The 18,283-nt window shown below is 72.6% G+C and carries 17 protein-coding genes; 7 read left to right on the forward strand and 10 right to left on the reverse strand.

Annotated elements, in window-relative coordinates:
* Positions 1-298: 298 nt before the first annotated feature.
* The 3 genes from QSK31_RS10660 to bioB form a co-directional block, all read right to left on the reverse strand.
* Positions 299-817 (reverse strand): GNAT family N-acetyltransferase, encoded by a 519-nt coding sequence (locus tag QSK31_RS10660; RefSeq protein ID WP_285683188.1) that lies wholly within the window; start codon positions 815-817, stop codon positions 299-301.
* 277 nt (positions 818-1,094) lie between these two features.
* Positions 1,095-1,289 carry a biotin synthase auxiliary protein BsaP gene (gene bsaP / locus QSK31_RS10665; RefSeq protein WP_285683190.1) on the reverse strand — a complete coding sequence of 65 codons (195 nt, stop codon included), beginning with the start codon at positions 1,287-1,289 and terminating at the stop codon, positions 1,095-1,097.
* Complete coding sequence (gene bioB / locus QSK31_RS10670; protein WP_285683191.1) at positions 1,286-2,281, reverse strand: biotin synthase BioB; 996 nt, start codon at positions 2,279-2,281, stop codon at positions 1,286-1,288. Before bioB ends, bsaP begins: the two co-directional genes overlap by 4 nt.
* A 132-nt stretch (positions 2,282-2,413) precedes the next feature.
* Between bioB and QSK31_RS10675 the strand changes: the two genes are divergently transcribed.
* Together QSK31_RS10675 and bioD are read left to right on the forward strand one after the other, a co-directional pair.
* The gene (locus tag QSK31_RS10675) at positions 2,414-3,550 is read left to right on the forward strand and encodes an 8-amino-7-oxononanoate synthase (protein WP_285683193.1); all 1,137 of its coding nucleotides are present in this window, start codon (positions 2,414-2,416) and stop codon (positions 3,548-3,550) included.
* Positions 3,551-4,470: 920 nt separating this feature from the next.
* Entirely contained in the window at positions 4,471-5,244 is a 774-nt protein-coding gene (gene bioD, locus QSK31_RS10680) for a dethiobiotin synthase (protein WP_502872937.1), read from the forward strand.
* A gap of 186 nt (positions 5,245-5,430) precedes the next feature.
* Here bioD and QSK31_RS10685 read toward each other — a convergent pair whose 3' ends face one another.
* On the reverse strand, positions 5,431-6,117 hold the full coding sequence (locus QSK31_RS10685) for an NAD(P)-dependent oxidoreductase (protein WP_285683194.1): 687 nt from the start codon (positions 6,115-6,117) through the stop codon (positions 5,431-5,433).
* Positions 6,118-6,179: 62 nt separating this feature from the next.
* Here QSK31_RS10685 and QSK31_RS10690 point away from each other — a divergent pair, with 62 nt between their 5' ends.
* Complete coding sequence (locus tag QSK31_RS10690) at positions 6,180-6,773, forward strand: TetR/AcrR family transcriptional regulator (RefSeq protein ID WP_285683195.1); 594 nt, start codon at positions 6,180-6,182, stop codon at positions 6,771-6,773.
* Positions 6,774-6,906: 133 nt separating this feature from the next.
* On the opposite strand, the gene QSK31_RS10695 is transcribed toward QSK31_RS10690, so the two are convergent.
* Positions 6,907-7,716: a TrmH family RNA methyltransferase gene (locus QSK31_RS10695; protein ID WP_285683196.1), complete on the reverse strand. Its 810-nt coding sequence runs from the start codon at positions 7,714-7,716 to the stop codon at positions 6,907-6,909.
* Between the two features lie 50 nt (positions 7,717-7,766).
* Between QSK31_RS10695 and QSK31_RS10700 the strand changes: the two genes are divergently transcribed.
* On the forward strand, positions 7,767-8,528 hold the full coding sequence (locus QSK31_RS10700) for an ROK family protein (RefSeq protein ID WP_285683198.1): 762 nt from the start codon (positions 7,767-7,769) through the stop codon (positions 8,526-8,528).
* Positions 8,525-9,247: an HAD-IA family hydrolase gene (locus QSK31_RS10705; RefSeq protein ID WP_285683199.1), complete on the forward strand. Its 723-nt coding sequence runs from the start codon at positions 8,525-8,527 to the stop codon at positions 9,245-9,247. The genes QSK31_RS10700 and QSK31_RS10705 overlap by 4 nt, the downstream gene beginning before the upstream one ends.
* On the opposite strand, the gene QSK31_RS10710 is transcribed toward QSK31_RS10705, so the two are convergent.
* Complete coding sequence (locus QSK31_RS10710) at positions 9,244-10,680, reverse strand: MDR family MFS transporter (protein WP_285683200.1); 1,437 nt, start codon at positions 10,678-10,680, stop codon at positions 9,244-9,246. The genes QSK31_RS10705 and QSK31_RS10710 overlap by 4 nt on opposite strands.
* Positions 10,681-10,739: 59 nt before the next feature.
* Between QSK31_RS10710 and QSK31_RS10715 the strand changes: the two genes are divergently transcribed.
* Positions 10,740-11,339, forward strand: coding sequence for a TetR/AcrR family transcriptional regulator (locus QSK31_RS10715; protein WP_285683201.1), 600 nt, complete (start codon positions 10,740-10,742; stop codon positions 11,337-11,339).
* Between the two features lie 202 nt (positions 11,340-11,541).
* Here the strand turns inward: QSK31_RS10715 and QSK31_RS10720 are convergent, their stop codons facing one another.
* Positions 11,542-12,171, reverse strand: coding sequence for a class I SAM-dependent methyltransferase (locus tag QSK31_RS10720; RefSeq protein ID WP_285683203.1), 630 nt, complete (start codon positions 12,169-12,171; stop codon positions 11,542-11,544).
* 36 nt (positions 12,172-12,207) lie between these two features.
* Between QSK31_RS10720 and QSK31_RS10725 the strand changes: the two genes are divergently transcribed.
* Complete coding sequence (locus tag QSK31_RS10725) at positions 12,208-15,345, forward strand: EAL domain-containing protein (RefSeq protein WP_285683204.1); 3,138 nt, start codon at positions 12,208-12,210, stop codon at positions 15,343-15,345.
* On the opposite strand, the gene QSK31_RS10730 is transcribed toward QSK31_RS10725, so the two are convergent.
* From QSK31_RS10730 to QSK31_RS10740, 3 genes are all read right to left on the reverse strand, one after another.
* On the reverse strand, positions 15,315-16,049 hold the full coding sequence (locus QSK31_RS10730) for an SDR family NAD(P)-dependent oxidoreductase (protein WP_285683206.1): 735 nt from the start codon (positions 16,047-16,049) through the stop codon (positions 15,315-15,317). The two genes, QSK31_RS10725 and QSK31_RS10730, sit on opposite strands and share 31 nt — an antisense overlap.
* Positions 16,050-16,120: 71 nt before the next feature.
* Positions 16,121-16,462 (reverse strand): histone-like nucleoid-structuring protein Lsr2, encoded by a 342-nt coding sequence (locus QSK31_RS10735; protein ID WP_285683208.1) that lies wholly within the window; start codon positions 16,460-16,462, stop codon positions 16,121-16,123.
* Positions 16,463-16,611: 149 nt separating this feature from the next.
* Positions 16,612-18,258 carry a GMC oxidoreductase gene (locus tag QSK31_RS10740; RefSeq protein ID WP_285683209.1) on the reverse strand — a complete coding sequence of 549 codons (1,647 nt, stop codon included), beginning with the start codon at positions 18,256-18,258 and terminating at the stop codon, positions 16,612-16,614.
* Between the last annotated feature and the right edge of the window lie 25 nt (positions 18,259-18,283).

Consider the following 18,283-nt stretch of genomic DNA (forward strand, 5'->3'; position numbering starts at 1 on the left):
GGTCGGCGCTGAGAGCTCCCGCGACCTTCGGGTAGTGGGGTGAGAGCGGCTGCGGTGAGTCCGGGTTCCGGGCTCACCGCAGCCGAGGGTCTCCGCGCCTTTCGGGTCGCGTCTGCTGGGCGTTGGTCCTGCCGGGCGTTGGTCCTGCCGGGCGTTGGTCCTGCCGGGCGTGCGTCTGCCCTCCGCCGAACCGGTGTTGCTCGCGTGGATGTCTTCGTGTTGGTCAGAGGGCGTCGAGTTCGGCCGCGGTCGGGGCATCAGTCGCGGACCTGGTGGGCGGGGACCGTGAGGCGGGGCATCAGTCGCGGATCAACTCGGCGGCGAGGAGGTCCATCAGGAGGCCGTCGTGCCAGCCGGTGGCGTCGCGTTCGTATTGGCGCATGATGCCTACCGGGCGGAAGCCGACCTTGGTGTAGCAGCGGATCGCCGCGGTGTTGTCGGCCGCGGGGTCGATCACCAGACGGTGGAAGCCCTGGTCGTCGATCAGGTGGGTGGCCAGGGTGCGGACCGCGTCGGTGCCGATGCCTCGGCCGTGGAACGCCGGGTCCACATAGATGTCGATGCTCGCGTGGCGGTAGTCGGGGTCGTCCTCGGCCGACCACTGGATCGCGCCGGTCACGCGGCCGTCCAGCTCGATCACGTAGAACTCGGTGTCCTCGGTGGCTATCGACTCGCGGGTCTCGGCGGCCAGGTCGTCGCCGCGCCACCGGGAGTGGACCTCCGATGTCGAGCGGATCCGGACCAGATCGGCGACGTCCGGCTCTTCCGCCAAGCGCAACGTCACCGTGCGGCCGCGCAGCCGTGACCAGACCGCCATCGCGTTCAGCCCCGCCGCGCCGCGGCACGGCGGCGCGGCAGGTCACGGCGGCGCGACAGGTCAAGGCGCGGTGGGTGAATGACCGGCCGACGGGCGCGCGGCGAGTCGAGGCGCGGGCAGCGGAGGTTCAGCCGGTGGGCGCGCGGCGGGTGGGCGCGCGGCGGGTGGGCGCGCGGCGGGTGGGCGCGCGGCGAGTGGGCGCGCGGCGAGTGGGCGCGCGGCGGGTGGCAGCCGTTGGGGCCGGAAGCTGCCGGGCGGCGAGCAGCCACGACAGGCATCAGGAGTGGGTGTCGCCGTGCTCGACGCAGGTGGCCGTCCAGCCGGTCGGCACGACCTGGACCTTCATGCGGCGGCGGCACTGCGGGCAGTAACGCGGCGGCTCGAGCCGGCGGGCCGCCGTACACGAAGCGTGGTCGCCCTGGGTGAGAGAGTCGCCGCAGCGGTCGCAGAAGGTCACCGCGGGCGCCGTCACAGCGTGGCCGACAGGGCCTTGACCGGCATCTTCAGCTCGGCCAGCAAGTCCAGGTCGGCGGTGGCGGGGCGGCCCAGCGTGGTCAGGTAGTTGCCCACGATCACCGCGTTGATGCCGCCGAGCAGGCCGTCTCGTGTGCCCAGGTCGCCGAGGGTGATCTCGCGGCCCCCGGCGTACCGGAGAATGGTCTTGGGAAGTGCCAGGCGGAACGCCGCGATCGCGCGCAGCGCGTCCTTGCCGTCGACCACCGCGCGGTCGCCGAGGGGCGTGCCGGGCCGGGGGTTGAGGAAGTTGAGCGGGACCTCGTGCGGGTCCAGCTGGGCGAGCTGGCCGGCGAACTCGGCGCGCTGCTCGATCGTCTCGCCCAGGCCGAGGATGCCGCCGCAGCAGACCTCCATGCCGGACGCCCGCACCATCTCCAGCGTGCTGAAACGCTCCTCCCACGAGTGGGTGCTGACCACGTTCGGGAAGAAGGAGCGGCACGTCTCCAGGTTGTGGTTGTAGCGGTGCACGCCCATCTCGACCAGCTCGTCGACCTGCGCCTGGGTGAGCATGCCGAGGCTGGCCGCGACCTGGATGTCGACGGCCTCCCGGATCGCCTTGACGCCCTCGCGCATCTGGTCCATCAGGCGCTGGTCGGGACCGCGCACGGCGGCCACGATGCAGAACTCGGTGGCGCCCGTCGCGGCGGTCTGCCGGGCCGCCTCGACCAGCGCGGGAATGTCCAGCCAGACGGCGCGCACCGGCGATGTGAACAGGCCGGACTGCGAGCAGAAGTGGCAGTCCTCGGGGCAGCCGCCGGTCTTCAGCGACACGATGCCCTCGACCTCGACCTCGGGGCCGCACCAGCGCATCCGCACGTCGTGGGCGAGCTGGAGCAGCTCGGGCAGATCGTCGTCGGGCAACCGCAGCACCTCGAGGACACCCGCCTCGTCCAGGCCGGCACCGTCAGCGAGCACCTGGGCGCGGGCCCGGTCGATGATCTCTGGCATGCCCGTACCCTACAACCCGGAAGTCCCCGGCCCATCCCGGTGACTCGGTGCGATGTTGTCCGGCACGGGCTCGGTCGGGCATGGTTCGGTGGGGGCCGGGAGATGGCGGCCGGCGACGATTGTGAGGCTGGTTTGGCGGGCTGGTTGGCGGCGCTGGAACACCTGGCTCGCGGCCGGGCCAAGGCTGGGCTCACCCGTGAGTTGCGGCCGCGGGATGCCGCCGACTCCGTCGTCGATCTGGCCGGCAACGACTATCTCGGTCTCGCCGCCCACCCCGCGGTCGTCGCCGCTTCCGCTCAGGCCCTTGACGCGTACGGGTTGGGAGCGACCGGTTCGCGCCTGGTCCGGGGCTCGACCGCCGCGCACACCGCCCTCGAGGACGACCTGGCCGGCTGGCTGGGCGCCGAGCGTGCGCTGGTGTTCTCCTCCGGCTACCTGGCCAACCTGGGCGCCGTCCGGGCTCTTGCCCCGCGGGGCGGCCTGGTCGTCTCGGACGCCTACAACCACGCCTCGCTGATCGACGGCTGCAAGATCTCCGGCGCCGAGACGGTCGTGACCCCGCACGCCGATCCGCGCGCGGTCGCCGAGATCCTGGACGCCCACCCCGGCCGGGACGCCGTCGTGGTGACGGAGTCGGTGTTCTCGGTGGACGGCGACCTGGCGCCCCTCGCCGCCCTGCACGAGGTGACCTCGCCCCGGGGCGCGTTGCTGCTGGTCGACGACGCTCACGCGCTCGGCCTGCTCGGCCCCGGGGGCGCGGGCGGGGTGGCCGCCGCGGGACTGGCCGGCCTCCCCGATGTCCTGATCACGGCGACCCTGTCCAAGTCCCTGGGCGGCGCCGGCGGCGTGGTGGCCGGCCCCGGGCAGTTCATCCGCCACCTCGTCGACACGAGCCGTACGTTCATCTACGACACCGCGCCACCGCCCGTGGTCGTGGCCGGAGTTCGCGCTGCCCTGCACGTGGCCCGGTCCGCCGACGACCGCCGCGCCCTGCTGGCCGAGCGGGCCGACCTGACCGTGCGCCGCCTCGCCGCGGCCGGTTTCCCGGTGGTCCGTCCCGCGGCCGGCGTGCTGTCGGTGCCGGCGCCGGGCCCCGAGGCGGCGCTGGCGTGGGCGGCCGACTGCCGGGACCGGGGCGTGGCCGTAGGCTGCTTCCGCCCACCGTCCACCCCCGACGGATCCAGCCGCCTGCGCCTGACCCTCAATGCGGGCGTCCCGGACAGCGAATTCCGCCGAGCCCTCGACGTCATCGTGGAGTGCGCCCCATGAGCCCCGCACCAGCCCGCCCCCCGAGCTCCACCACGTCCACCTCGCCACCCACCTCGAAACGCCCCGCGTCCACACCTGCCGAGCCCGTGCCTGCGGGGCCGGCGTCGCGTGGTCATGCGCTGCCTGCCGCGGCGCCGCGCGTTCAGGCGCCCGCCGGCCCGGCGTCGCGTGGTCATGCGTTGCCTGCCGCGGCGCCGCGCGCTCAGGCGACCGCCGGCCCGGCGTCTCGTGGGCACGTGCCTGCCGGGCCGGCGTCCGGTCACGCGCTGCCCGGTCCGGTGCCGCGCCTCGCGGTGCTTGCCAGCGGGGATGCGCGGCGGACGTCGTGGTCGGTTTCCCAGCCGGTTCGCGTCGCGCCGCAACCTGTCGCGGGCCGCCGGTCGCCGGCGGCTGTGCTGGTGCCTACGCCTAGTGCGCCCGGTGTCGCCAAGCCCAACTTCGGCGAGCCCGCGTCGGGCCGGCGCCCCACCATGCGTCTGGCTGAGACTTCCGGAGGGGCAGCGCCCGACCAGGTCTCGCCGGACGCGGCGGTGCAGAATGCATCGACGTCGGGGGCGGTGCCGAGCCCGGCAACGACCTCGAGCCCGGCAACGACCTCGAGCCCGGTGGTGGAGTCGGAGCCCGTGGCAGAGCCGGGATCGGTGGCGGATCAGGGATCGCAAGTGGATTCGAGTCCGGTCGTGGAGCCGAAGCCGATCGCCGATCCCGCCCCGGTCGAGGAGCCCGGTCCGGTCGTCGAGCCCCTGCCGGTCGTGGAACCTGGCCCGGTCGTGGAGCCCGGCCCGGTCGTGGAGCCGGAGCCCGTCGTGGTGCCGGTGCCCGATCCCGTCGTGCCCGTGTCGCCGGCGCCCGGCGAGGGCGGGAACGAGCTGGCCCAGCCCGACGCCGCGGAGCAGCTGCACGAGGAGGTCGAGGCCGAGCTGGCCGCGCAGGCCCCCGAGCCGGCCGCCCGGCCGCGCCGCGTCGAAGGACCCGAATGGCGCGGCATCGTGCTGGTCACCGGGACCGACACCGACGTCGGCAAGACGATCGTCACGGCCGCCATCGCCGCCGCGGCTCAGGCCGCGGGACTGCGGGTCGCGGTGATCAAACCCGGTCAGACGGGTACGGTGCTCGGCGTCCCCACCGATGTCGAGCAGGTTCAGCGTCTCGCCGCCCCGCACACCGCCCGGACGCTGGCCACCTACCCGGAACCGCTCGCCCCGCTGGCCGCCGCCAAGGTCGCCGAGTTGCCGCCGCTGGAACTCTACGAAGTCGTGGACGCGATCCGCGCCGAGGCGGAACGGCACGATCTGGTGCTCGTGGAAGGGGCCGGCGGCCTGCTGGTGCCGATGGGTGTGCGGCCGTCGGGGGAGGCGTGGACCTTCGCCGACCTGGCCACGACGCTGGGCGTCAGCACGGTCGTGGTGGCCCGGGCGGGACTCGGCACGCTCAACCACACCGCGTTGACGCTGGAGGCGCTGGCCCGCCGGGGCGTACCCGCCGGGGTTGTCCTGGGGGCTTGGCCCGCCGACCCGGAACTGGTGCACTGGGCGAATCTGAGCGAGCTGGTGCCGCACCTGGTCGGCGCCCTGCCGGACGGGGCGGGCGGCATGGAGCCGGGCGTGTTCCGGCGGTCGGCGCCGGGCTGGCTGACCCCGGCGCTGCACGGCGTGATCGACAACTGGCGCACCTGGGCCGACGAGGTCCACTGAGGAGCGGTTGCAGCTTCCTGCCGGTGCGCTCCCGCCGATTCCCACGATCACCCGCACGCGCTTGTAGTCGAGGGACGGCGGAGGTAGCCGGGCCGGCGGCGGGGTCCGGCTGGGGTCGGCGGCGGGGTCCGGCTGGGGTCGGCGGCGGGGTCCGGCTGGGGTCGGCGGCGAGGGTCCGGCCGGGTCTCAGTAGCCGATGCTGATCGCCTTGCCGGTGGTGCCGGGGTCGGCGGCGGCGTGCACGAGGCAGTGCGCCAGGTCGGCGCGGGAGATGCTGCCGGCCCAGCGCGGGTTGCCCTGCGTGGTGGACCGGTAGGTGCCGGTCAGCGGCCCGTTCGTGAGCCGCGGCGGCCGGACGACGGTCCACGGCACGCCCGAGGAGCGCAGCGTCTGCTCGGCGCGCAACGCGTCCGCGTAGTGGTGTCGCAGCACCCACTGCAGGATTGGCTTGATCAGGGTCCGCAGCGCCCAGGGATCGCCCTCGGTGTGCATGCCGCTGTTGCTGACCAGGATCACCCGTGGCGGCTCGGCGGCGAGCAGGGCCTCCAGCGCGGGCGTGACCAGCGGCTCGGGTGAACGGCCGCGCGGGCCCAGGGCGGTGATCACGACGTCGCTGCCCTCGACGGCCGGACCGAGCTCGTCGGGCCGCAGGACGTCGGCGGTGACGACGGTCAGCGTGCCGGGTTGCGCGGGGACCGCGGCGGGGTGATCCGGAGAGGCTCCGGCGGCCGGGCCGGCGCGGACTCCGGCGGCGCGGGCGGGGAGCCGGGACGGGTCGCGGACGACGGCGGTGACCTGATGGCCGGCGTCCAGGGCCTGCTCGATCACCTGGCTCCCGGTGCCGCCGGTCCCTCCGATGACGGTGATTCGCATGGCGGATCTCCTCGCGTAACGCTGGTGAGTGAGTGCTCACTAACCACTATGCTGCAGAAGACATGCCTGAGAAAAGCCGTGACCGCATTCTGGACGCCGCCGCCCACGTGATGGGCACCCTGGGCTTGGCGCGCACCACCACGAAAGAGATCGCGCGGCAGGCCGGGTACTCCGAGGCGATGCTCTACAAGGTCTTCCGCACCAAGGAGGAGATGTTCCTCGCGGTGCTGGACGAGCGCGCCCCGGGACTGTCCCCTCTGCTGCGAGAGCTGCCCGCCCGGGTCGGCCGGGGCGAGGTGGTGGACACCCTCGGCGAGCTGGTGCGGGCCGGGTTGCAGTTCTACCGGCGTACGTTTCCGATGGCCGCTTCGCTCTTCGCCGAGCCCCAGCTGCTGGCCGCGCATCGTGAGTCGATGCGCCAGGCCGGTCTGGGACCGCAGAAGGTGGCCGAGGGGGTGGCCGGTTACCTGCGGGCGGAGCAGGAGGCCGGCCGGGTGTCCGCGGCGGCCGACCCGGTGGCGATCGCGCACATGCTGATGGGCGGGTGCCTCAACTACGCGTTCCTCACCCATTTCACCGAGGATCTCCCCTGGGCGAGCGAGGACGACTGCGCCGCCGCCCTGGTGGCCGCGGTCGAGCCGCTTCTCCAGCGCTGACCGCCGCCCAGCGCGGTGCGGGCGGTCAGGCGTCGCGGGCGGGCGCCGAGCGTTGCGGGCGGTCAGGCGTTGCGGGTGGTCAGGCGTCGCGGGCGGGCGCCGAGCGTTGCGGGCGGTCAGGTGGTGCGGGTGGTCAGGCGTTGCGGGCGGGCGCCGAGCGTTGCCGGGCGGCCTCGTACAGGACGACCGTCGCCGCCGCGGCCGCGTTGAGGGAGCTGGCGGCGCCGGTGATGGGGATGCGCAGCATGTCGTCGGCCGCCTCGCGCCAGCCCGCGGACAGGCCGTTGGTCTCGTTGCCGATCAGCAGCACGCGCGGGCCGGTCAGGTCGTAGTCCGCGATGTCCACCGGGCCGTGCTCGTCGGTGCCCGCCACTCGCACGGGCAGGTTGCCGAGCGTGGCGAGCCAGTCGAGGACCTCGCCGTGCGAATCGGCGCGGATCACCGGCAGGGCGAAGAGGGAGCCGGTGCTCGCCCGTACCGAACGGGGGTCGTAGGGGTCGGCCGCGTGCCCGGTGACGATGACGGCCGAGGCGCCGAACGCGTCCGCCGACCGGATCAGGGTGCCGATGTTGCCGGGCGTGGACGGGCGGTCGAAGACGACCACGAGCAGCCGCCGGTCGGCGCGGATCCTCCTCAGGTCGTCGGGCGGGCGGCGGACCACGGCGATGAGTTCCGCCTCGTCCTTCTCGGCCAGCTCGGCCACCAGGTCGGGCGCCATCGCCACGGGGGTGGCGCCGGTCTCGTCCAGGAGGTCGCGCGCCCACGACGACAGGGCCTGCCGGTCGGAGTAGATGAGGGTCTCGACGGTCCAGCCGTGCTGGGTGGCGAGAGTGATGGGCCGCACACCCTGGACGAGGAACGTGCCGGATCGCTGGCGCTTGGTGCGGTTCGTCAGCAACGCCTGCCACTGCTGGAAACTCGCGTTGCGCGTGGTGATTTTCATCGGCGCAGACCCTACTCGCGGTGTTCCGCCGGGTGGGCGACACTGTTCAGGTGGCATTCACCCTGACGATCGACTGCGGTGGCGGCGGCATCAAGGCCTCGGTCCTGGATGAGGCAGGCACGATGCGGGCGCAGCCGTTGCGCGTGCCCACTCCGTACCCTCTGCATCCTGATCTTTTTGTGAAGACGCTGGTCGAGCTGAGCGCGCGGCTGCCCCAGGCGGACAGGGTGACGGTCGGGATGCCGGGCATGCTCCGGCACGGCGTCGTCGTCGCCACGCCGCATTACGTCACGCGCAGCGGGCCGCGCACCAAGGTCGACCCGGAGCTGGTCGAGGTGTGGCACGGGTTCGACGCCCGGACCGCGCTGGCGGAGGCGTTCGGGCTGCCCACACTGGTGCTGAACGACGCCGAGGTGCATGGCGCGGGGGTGGTCGCCGGTACCGGGTGCGAGTTGATGATCACGCTCGGGACGGGGCTGGGCTGCTCGCTGTTCGACGGCGGCAAGCTGGCGCCGCACATGGAGATGTCGCAGGCGCCGGTGCGCTGGGGGATGAGCTACGACACGTACATCGGGGAGCACGAGCGGCGCCGGCTGGGTGATGCGCTGTGGTCGCGCCGGGTGCGCAACGTCGTGGAGGGACTGCGGCCGGTCTACCTGTGGGACCGGCTCTACCTGGGCGGCGGCAACTCGCGCCTGATCACGGCGGCGCAGCTCGCCCGGATGGGTGACGACGTGGTGGTGGTGCCGAACACGGCGGGCATCCTCGGCGGCGTCCGCGCGTGGACCCTCGGCGTCAACGGGCAGCGGTGAGCCCCGCGGCGCTGCTGCTCGATTTCGGTGGGGTGCTCGCCGACGCGCCGAAGGGCCGGACCCCGCCGCCCGAGGTCGTGCTGCACATCTACAACCTGACCGGCGGCGTGCTGACGCCCGGTGAGATCCAGCATCGGCTGATCGAGGCGGACGCGGCCTACGGTCGCTGGCGCGACGAGGACAACCCCGACGAGCTGTCGCAGGCAGAGGTGTGGGAGAGGTTCGTGCTGGGTGGGTGGCCGAGCTCCGCGCAGGTTCGGGTACGCGCGGCGGTGAAGCGCCTCAGCTACGACTGGGCCTGGCGCCACAACTGGGCCCTGCGCCCCGGCATCCCCGAGATGCTGGCCGCCACCGCCGACCGCGGCATCCCGATGGCGGTGGTCAGCAACACGCTCTGCGGGGCGGCGCACCGCGACTTCCTGGCCAAGGCCGGTGTCGGTGGTTTCTTCGAGGTGCAGGTGTACAGCGACGAGGCCGGGGTGCGGAAGCCGAACCCGCAGATGATCTGGCTGGCGGCGGCCGAGCTGGACGTCGCACCGGCGGAGTGCTGGTTCGTCGGGGACAGCCGGCGCCGTGACGTGCGGTGCGCGCGCCGGGCCGAGGTGGCGAAGGCGATCCTGATGAGGTCGCCGCGCACCGACCGGGAGGACCCGGCGGCCTGGCCGTCGCCGGACGCCACGGTCGACGACGGCTTCGGAGTGATCGAGCTCCTCGGTTAGCCGACGGGCACCCGTGCCTCAGCGGCGGCCGGAGAGACAGTCGTGGGCGGCCGGCCGGGCAGGGCGAGGGAGAGCAGCACGCCCGCCACGGTGAATCCGATCGCCCACCAGAAGGACCGCTGGAAGGCGGCCGTGGGCGAGGTCGCCGCCGTCGCCGCGCCGGTCAGGACCACCGCGAGCACCGCGGTGCCGAAGGAGCCGCCGACCTGCTGCGCGATGCGGATGATGATGCTCGCGTCGGGCACCTCGTGGCGTTCCAGGTCGCGGAAGCCGAGGGCCATCAGCGGCACGGTCGCAATGCCGAGGCCGGCCCCGCGGACGAGCAGCGCGGCCATCAGCAGCCACTGGTTCGTGTGCGCCCCGGCGAAGGCGAACGGGACGGTGCCGGCCAGGACGACGAGGAATCCGATGACCGCGAGCGGCCGCGCGCCCATGCTGTCGGAGAGGCGCCCGGCGAGCGACCGTGAGGCCAGCGTGCCGAGACCCTGCGGGATGAGCAGCAGCCCGGCCCCGAGCGCGGACGTGCCGCGCAGTTCCTGGAAGTAGAGGGGCATCAGCAGCATGGCCCCGTACAGGGTGATGCCGGAGAGGAAGAGCAGCAGCGACGACGATGCCAGCGGCCAGTGCCGGAGCAGCAGCAGGTCGACGAGGGCGCGGCCGCGGCGGCGCAGCGCCCAGGCGGTGAAGGCGGCGAGCAGCACGAGCCCGGCGATCAGCGGGCCGAGCGCGTCGCCACGGCCGAAGGAGCCGGGCTTGCTGGTGTTCGACAGGCCCCACAGCAGGCCGACCAGGCCGGGCGCGAGGAGTGCGAACCCGACGATGTCGAGCGGCGCCCGGCGCACCGGGCCGTCCGCCGGCAGGAACATCACGGCGAGCACGATCCCGGCGATGCAGAACGGCACGTTCACCCAGAACATCCACGACCAGTGCAGGTGCTGGAGGATGAGGCCGCCGAGGACCGGGCCGGCGATCGGGCCGAGCACCGCGGGCAGGCTGATCACCGACGTGACCCGGCCCAGGTTCCGCCCGCCGGCGGCCTGCATGACCATCGTCGACATGAGCGGCATCAGCATGCCGCCGCCGACGCCCTGCACGATGCGGAAGGCGATCAGGCTGCCGGCGCTCCACGCGAGGCTGGACAGCACCGACCCGAGCAGGAACAGCGTCAGGGCGATCAGCCACAGCCGCTTGCCGCCGAGCATCCGTTGCGCCCAGCCGGCGATCGGGATCGTCACGCCGAGGGCGAGCAGGTAGCCCGTGCTGACCCACTGGATCGTGGCGACGGAGGCGTGCAGTTCGCTGGCTAGGGTGTGCAGGGCGACGGCGACGATGGTCGTGTCGAACAGCACCGCCATCCCGCCGACGAGCACGACCCCGACCGTGCGCCACACGGCGGGGTCGATCGGGGTGGGTTCGGTCTTCGTGTCGGACATCGGAGCTCCTTAAGAAACACGCTGTATCTTAAGAGTAGGACGCGAGATTAAGAAACACAATGACTCTTAAAGACGATGCCCAGGTCCCTCAGCGACGGCGCGGCGCGGCGCTCGAGACCGCGCTGCTCGATGCCGCATGGGACGAACTCGTCGAGAAGGGCTACGACGGGTTCACCATCGACGCGGTCGCCGAGCGCGCCCGGACCAGCCGCGCCGTGCTCTACCGCCGCTGGGCCACGAAGCAGGAGCTGGTACGGGCGGCCGTCGGTCACGCCGGTGAAAGGCAGCGGGACGACGAGATCCCGGACACCGGATCGCTGCGCGACGATGTCGTCGAGGTGTTGCGCGGCGCGAACAATTCGCGAGCGTGGTTCGGCATCACGATGGTGATGCAGCTCTCGGGCTACTACGCCGAGACCGGCTCCGGCCTGGCCGACCTGCGAGGCACCTTGATGGGGGGCCGCGTCAGCCGGATCGAGACGCTGCTCGCGCGCGCGGTCGAGCGGGGCGAGGCCGACCCCGCGAAGCTCACCCCGCGGGTGGTCGCGGTGCCGTTCGACCTCTATCGGCAGGAACTGATGATGACGCTCAAGCCCGTGCCCGACGAGGTGATCGAGTCGATCGTCGACGAGGTCTTCATGCCATTGGTACGGCCGTAGACCGGCGCGTCAGAACGCCGTGACCGGGGCGGCGCGCTCGGCGCGGGCGAAGGCGCGGAGCAGCGCGGGGGTGCCGTGCCGGCGCTGAGACTGGCGCAGCAGCAGGCCGAGCACCGCGCGCTCGGCCGGTCCCAGGCCTCGTCGACCTCGGGACGGCGCAGCAGCCCGGAGACGGTGGCGGCGGCCGGCAGATAGGCGTCGGTCATGAGATCTCCCAGACCTTGGTGTGGCGGACCGGGACGCTCTCCAGCGACTCGGCCACCGGGATGTCCCAGGCGGCCCGCTCGGTCAGCCCGGCGGGCAGATAGGCGCGGCCGGGGTCGCCGAGCAGCACCAGACTGCCCCGCGCGGCGGCCCGGCGGAGGAACGGCAGCACCCGGGCGACCATGTCGCGGCTGTAACAGACGTCCCCGGCCAGGATCACGTCGTACGCGTCGTCGGTGTCGAGCAGATCGCCCTCGGCCAGCTCGACCCGCACCTGGTTGGCCGTGGCGTTCGCGGCGGTCGCGGCCAGCGAGAGCGGGTCGATGTCGTTGGCGACCACCCGGGCCGCGCCGGCGCGGGCGGCCGCGACCGCCACCAGGCCGGAACCGGTGGCCAGGTCCAGGACGGTACGCCCGGCAACCAGGCCGGGGTTGTCCAGCACGTAGCGGGCCAGCGCCTGCCCGCCGGCCCAGGCGAACGCCCAGAACGGCGGCGGCTGCTCGGTCGCCGCGTCCGCCTCGGTGCTCTCCCACAGGGCGATCGGCTCGTCCGCCTGATGCAGGGTCAATTCGGGCACGAAGGGCACCGGCGCGGGGCGGGTGTGAGCGCGGACGAAGTCGGTATGCACCGGTTCAGTTTGCTCAGCTAGGCATGCGGGTGACCGATGAGGGTGCCGACATTCGTCCGTGCGGAGGAGGAGCAGATGCCGGCACGGTTGCCTGCCGCGCTCTTCGGCGCGTGGATGGCGGCGCTCGCGGCCGTCTTCCTGCTCGAGCCCGGCCTGCGGACCCCGGTACGCCTGCTCGCCGGCTTCTCCGCCGTGGCGGCCGTCGGGCTGGCCGTCCGCCGCCGCAAACCGGCCCGCACCCTGCCGTGGCGGCTGCTCCAGGTCACCGTGGTGCTGTCCTGCGTCGGTGGGGCCTCGTTCGGGGCACGGGACCGGCTGACCGGCTCGCTGTCCTGGGTTCCGATCCTCGGCGAGGGGCTGCTGATCGCCGCGTACCCGCTGTTCGCGCTCGTGCTGTGGATGTTCGTGCGGATCCGCACCGGCGGCGCCCGGGACCGTGGCAGCGTGCTGGACGCGCTCACCGTGACCTCCGGGGCGGCTCTGCTGGCCTGGGCGTACGCGATCTCCCCGCACCTGAGCCACGCCGACATGAGCCATCCCGCGGAGTGGGTGTCCGTCGCGTTCCCGCTGGGCGACCTGCTCTGCCTGGCCATGCTGACCCGGCTGCTCACCGCATCGAGCCGCCGCCTGGTCGCCGCCGCGCTGCTCGGCGCCGGGCTGACGGCGATGCTGATCGCCGACATCGGGTACGACGTCGTGGTGCCCGGCGACCACCTGGGCTTCCTGGCCGCGTTCGGGCGCGTCCCGTTCTACGCCGCCGCCGGCCTGGCCGCGATGCACCCGTCGATGACCCAGCTGACCCGGCGCGGCGCGGTCGTCACCGGCGACTTCGGCCGGCTGCGGCTGGCGCTGCTCGCGCTGGCCTCGCTGGTCGCCCCGAGCGTGCTGATCACCGAGGTCGGCCGGCGCGGCGAGGTGCCCAACCTGGCCGTGGTCGGCGCCCTGAGCGGGCTCACGTTCCTGCTGGTGCTGGCCCGGATGGCCGGGATCATGGCCAGCCACCGGCTCGCCGTCGCCCGCGAGCGCGGCCTGCGGGAGGCGTCCGCGGCGCTGGTATCGGCGGCCGATGCGGACGAGGTCGGCGACGCGGTGCGTACCGCGGTGGCCGATCTCCTCCCGGCCGACGTGCCGCACGGGGTGGTCCTGGCGATGGCGATCGCCGAGCCGGAGCAGGCGCTGACCGGCCCGGCCGCGGCGCAGGCCGAGCAGGACCGGGCCGCGGGCACGACCGCGCGGCTGGTCGGCACCCGCGACGTGGACTGGGCGGTGGCGATCCGGCTGACCCACTTCAACACGGTGCTGCGCTGCCCGCTGGTGCTGCAGGACCGGCCGACCGGCGACCCGCTGGTCGGTGTGCTGCACGTCGGCGGCCCGCGCTGGGCGCTGACCGGGCTGCAGCAGGCGCTGGAGGTGCTGGCCACGCAGGTCGCGCTGGCCCTGGAGCGGATCGCGCTGAGCGAGGAGGTAACCCGCCGCAACAGCGAGACCTATTTCCGTACGCTCGTGCTGAACACGTCGGACGTGATCCTGATCGTGGACGACGAGGACCGGGTCCGGTACGCGAGCCCGTCCGCCGGCCCGGTGCTGGGCAACGACCCGGTGGGCGTGGACATCTTCACGGTCATCCACCCGGTGGACCGCCGCCGCCTCGCCGACCTGCTCGTCTCGGTGCGCGCCGGCCAGGGCCCGGCCGAGGGACAGGACTTCCGGGCGCAGGACCGGCGGCGTACCGAGGTGACGGTCGAGGTGCAGTGCCGTGACCTGCGCGCCGACCAGAGCGTGGCCGGTCTGGTCATCACCATGCGGGACGTGACGGAGCGCCGCCGCCTCGAGCGCGAGCTCACCCATCAGGCGTTCCACGACTCGCTGACCGGGCTGGCCAACCGCACCCTGTTCGCCGACCGGCTGGAGCACGCGCTGGCCCGCGGTTCCCGGGACGGCTCGGTGGTCGGGGTGCTCTTCATCGACCTGGACGACTTCAAGATCGTCAACGACACGCTCGGCCACGCGGTCGGCGACCAGCTGCTGCAGGCGGTGGCCGACCGGATCGCGGGCGCGTTGCGCGCCGACGACACCGCGGCCCGGCTGGGCGGTGACGAGTTCGCCGCGCTGGTGGAGAACGTGCAGGACCCGGGCGCGGTGGAGGAGACGGCCGCACGGATCCTGGCCGCGCTGCGCGAGCCGATCCTGGTGGACGGCGGCGCGCTGCAGGCCAACGCCAGCATCGGCATCACCACGACACCGGAGGCGGACACCGCGGCCGAGCTGCTGCGCCAGGCCGACCTGGCGCTCTACGTGGCGAAGGGCGCCGGCAAGAACCAGTGGCGCCGCTACCAGTCGCATCTGCACAGCGCGATGGTCGAGCGGCTGGAGCTGCGCTCGGCGCTGGACCACGCCGTGCACGAGGGCCATTTCCTGCTTCAGTATCAGCCGATCGTGGACCTCGGGTCCGGCGGCACGGCCGGTTTCGAGGCGCTGGTCCGCTGGCACCACCCGGAGCGCGGGGTGATCGCGCCGGACGAGTTCATCGAGGTGGCCGAGGAGAGCGGGCTGATCGTGCCGATCGGCCGCTGGGTGCTCGACCAGGCGCTGCACACCGTGGCGCAGTGGCGTCGTGCCCTGCCCCGCGCCCGCCGCCCGTACGTCAGCGTGAACGTGAGCGTCCGGCAGTTCCGTCAGGCGGGCTTCGTCGACCAGGTCCGGTCGTCACTGGAGTGGGCCGACGTCCCGCCCAGCGCGCTGATGCTGGAGATCACCGAGACCCTGCTGATGGGCGACGACGAGGAGATCTGGGCGGACCTCGCGGTCCTTCAGGAGCTGGGCGTACGCATCGCGATCGACGATTTCGGCACCGGCTACTCGTCGCTGGGCTACCTGCGGCAGCGCCCGATCGACGTGGTGAAGATCGACAAGACCTTCATCGACGACATCACCCACGACCCGCAGCAGAGGACCCTGGTCGGCGGCATCGTCAGCCTGGCGCACTCGCTCAACCTGACCGTGATCGCCGAGGGCATCGAGACCGAGGCGCACCAGGCGGTGCTGATCGAGCTGGGCTGCCCGCTGGGCCAGGGCTATCTGTACTCCAGCCCGGTCGGCCCGAACGAGGCGCTCACCTGGATGACCCGCCCGAACGACGAGGATCACCGCCTCCTGGCGGCCTTGCCGGCGTAGATCCGGTCGGTGATCGCCGGGAACGTGCTGGAGAGCAGCACCGCGGCGCGGTACTTGAACGGAATGATGATCCGGCGGCGCGGCCGGCGCAGGGCACGTTCCACGGCCGCCGCCACGATCTCCGGGCCGGGCAGCCCGGTGCGGTGCGCGTTGCCGGGGGTGGCGATGTATCCGGGTTCGATCAGCGTCACGGTCACCCCGGTGCCGGCCAGTTCGCGGCGTACGGAATCGGTCATGCCCCGCAGACCGAACTTGGTCGCCGAGTAGACCCCGCCGATGCCCACCTCGCCGGCCACCGAGCCGATGTTGACGATGCCGCCGGCGCCCTGCTCCTCCATGATCGGGATGACCGCGCGCATCAGCCGGATCGGGGCGCGCAGGTTCACCGCGATCGCCCGGTCGACGCTGTCGTCCTCGACCAGCACCGACGGGTTCGTGCCGACGCCCGCATTGTTCACCAATGCATCGATCCGACCGTTCACGGCACGCGCCCGTTCGATGAGCGCGGTGACCTGATCCGGGTCGCGCACATCGGTCGGCACGGTCACCGCGGCGCCACCATTCGCGGCCACCCGCTCGGCCACAGCGGTCAATTCCGGCACCCGCCGGGCGGCCAGCACCAGGGTCATTCCCGGACGTCCGAGGCGGAGCGCGGTAGCTTCTCCGATGCCGCTCGACGCACCCGTCAGGATGACGACCGTCATGGTTTCCTCATCTGTCGCGGAATGCGAAACGACGCCGCCGGTGACCGGCGGCGTCGTAGGTCGCGATGAATCTATCGCTTGGCGTGGTACGCCTCCACGATGGAGCTCGGGATGCGTCCGCGCTCGGAGACCTCGTACCCGTTCTTCGTCGCCCACTCGCGGATCGCCTGGTTCTGATCGCGGCTGGCCCGGCCGGTGCTGGCCGATCCACGGCGGACACGGGCGTCGGCACCGGCCCGGCCCACCCGGGTGGCTACGTTCAGGTACGGGTCGAGCGCCTTGCGCAGCTTTCCGGCGTTCTTTTCCGAGAGGTCGATCGTGTAGTTGACCCCGTCGAGTCCGAACTCAACGGTGCGGTCCGCCTCGCCGCCATCGAGGTCGTCGGTGAGAAGGGTGATTACCTGCTTGGCCATGGTGTGGCAGCTCCTGTAACGGCGATTTCCGGCACACGTAATGCGCGCTGTCAGTTCGCATTCTGTACCGCCGATGATGTTTGTGCAAATTGCCGCACAAGCATGTCGCATTATTTGCCTCGTTGAGCGTCCCGGCACAGTAGGAATGGTCACACCAGACGCAGGGCGGCCGGCGCGTGTTCCGGTACGGCCGGATTGTGCGGCGCCACCGGCGGCAGGCTCCGATACGGCTCACCGATCGCGGGCCGTTCGTCGTGTTCGCCTTTGTTGGGCCACAAGGCGACCGCCCGCTCGGCCAGCGCGGTGATCGTCAGCGACGGGTTCACGCCCAGGTTGGCCGGGACCGCGGAGCCGTCCACCACGTGCAGGCCCGGATAGCCGTAGACCCGGTGGTACGGGTCCACCACGCCGGTTTCCGCGGAATCGCCGATGGTGGCGCCGCCGAGGATGTGCGCGGTCATCGGGATGTTGAAGACGTCGCCCACCGAGCCGCCGGGGTGGCCGCCGATCCGGTCGGCGATCCGGCGGACCGCCTCGTGGCCGATCGGGATCCATTTCGGGTTGCCCGTTCCGTGGCCCGGCGATGTGGTCAGCCGGCCGGTGCGCGTCGGGCGTACGGTCAGCGAATTGTCCAAGGTCTGCATGACCAGCGCGATGATGGTGCGCTCGCTCCACCGCCGGGCGGACAGCGACCGGGCGAACAGCACCGGGTTGCGCAGCACCTGGCCGAGGAAGCGCACCGGCCGCGGCAGCCGCCCGTCGCCGTCCACCAGGATCGTGGACAGCAGGCCCATCGCGTTGCTGCCCGGCCCGTAGCGGACCGGCTCGATGTGGGTGTCCGGGTCGGGGTGGAACGACGAGGTGATCGCCACCCCCTTCGAGAACGGCTCTTCCGGTACGCGTTCCGTCTCGGCGCCGAGCAACGCCTCGGAGTTGGTCCGGGTCAGCGAGCCCAGCCGGTCGGAGAGCCGGGGCAGCACGCCGGTGTCCTTCATCCGGTGCAGCAGCCGCTGCGTGCCCAGCGCTCCGGCGGACATGATCACGTCGTCCGCGGTGTAGAAGCCACGCTTGGTCTCGACCCGCCACTTCCCGCCGGCCAGCGGCCGCAGCCCGGTCACCGTGGTGTCCGGGTGGATCGTCGCGCCGGACCGCTCGGCCAGGTGCAGGTAATTCACGTCCAGCCGGTTCTTCGCGCCGACCCGGCAGCCGATCATGCAGTTGCCGCACTCGGTGCAGCCGGTGCGGTCCGGTCCGGCGCCGCCGAAATACGGGTCCGGCACGGTCTTGCCCGGCTCGCCGAAGAACACCCCCACCGGGGTACGGCGGAACGTCCCGCCGACGCCCATGTCCTGCGCCACCTGCTGGATCACCACGTCGGACGGGGTCATCGACGGCTGCACGCTTACCCCGAGCATCCGGGTCGCCTGGCCGTAGTAGGGCTCCAGCTCCCTGGCCCAGTCGGTGATGCCGGCCCAGCGCGGGTCGTCGAAGAACGGCGCGGGCGGCTGGTAGAGCGTGTTCGCGTACACCAGGGAACCGCCACCCACCCCGGCCGCGGACAGCACGATCACGTCCTTGAGCAGCGTGATCCGCTGAATGCCGCGCAGCCCGAGCGCGGGCGCCCAGAGAAAGCTCCGCAGGTCCCACGAGGTCTTGGGCAGCGTGCCGGGCGTGAACCGGCGTCCCGCCTCCAGCACGCCGACCCGATAGCCCTTCTCGGCCAGGCGCAACGCACTCACGCTCCCGCCGAACCCGCTGCCGACGACCACCACGTCGTAATGCGTTAAGCGCCGCATTCCGCCGACGTTAGGCGCGTCGAAA

Origin of the sequence: Actinoplanes sp. NBRC 103695 (assembly GCF_030269485.1) — a bacterium.
In the GTDB taxonomy this organism is placed as follows: Bacteria; Actinomycetota; Actinomycetes; order Mycobacteriales; family Micromonosporaceae; genus Actinoplanes.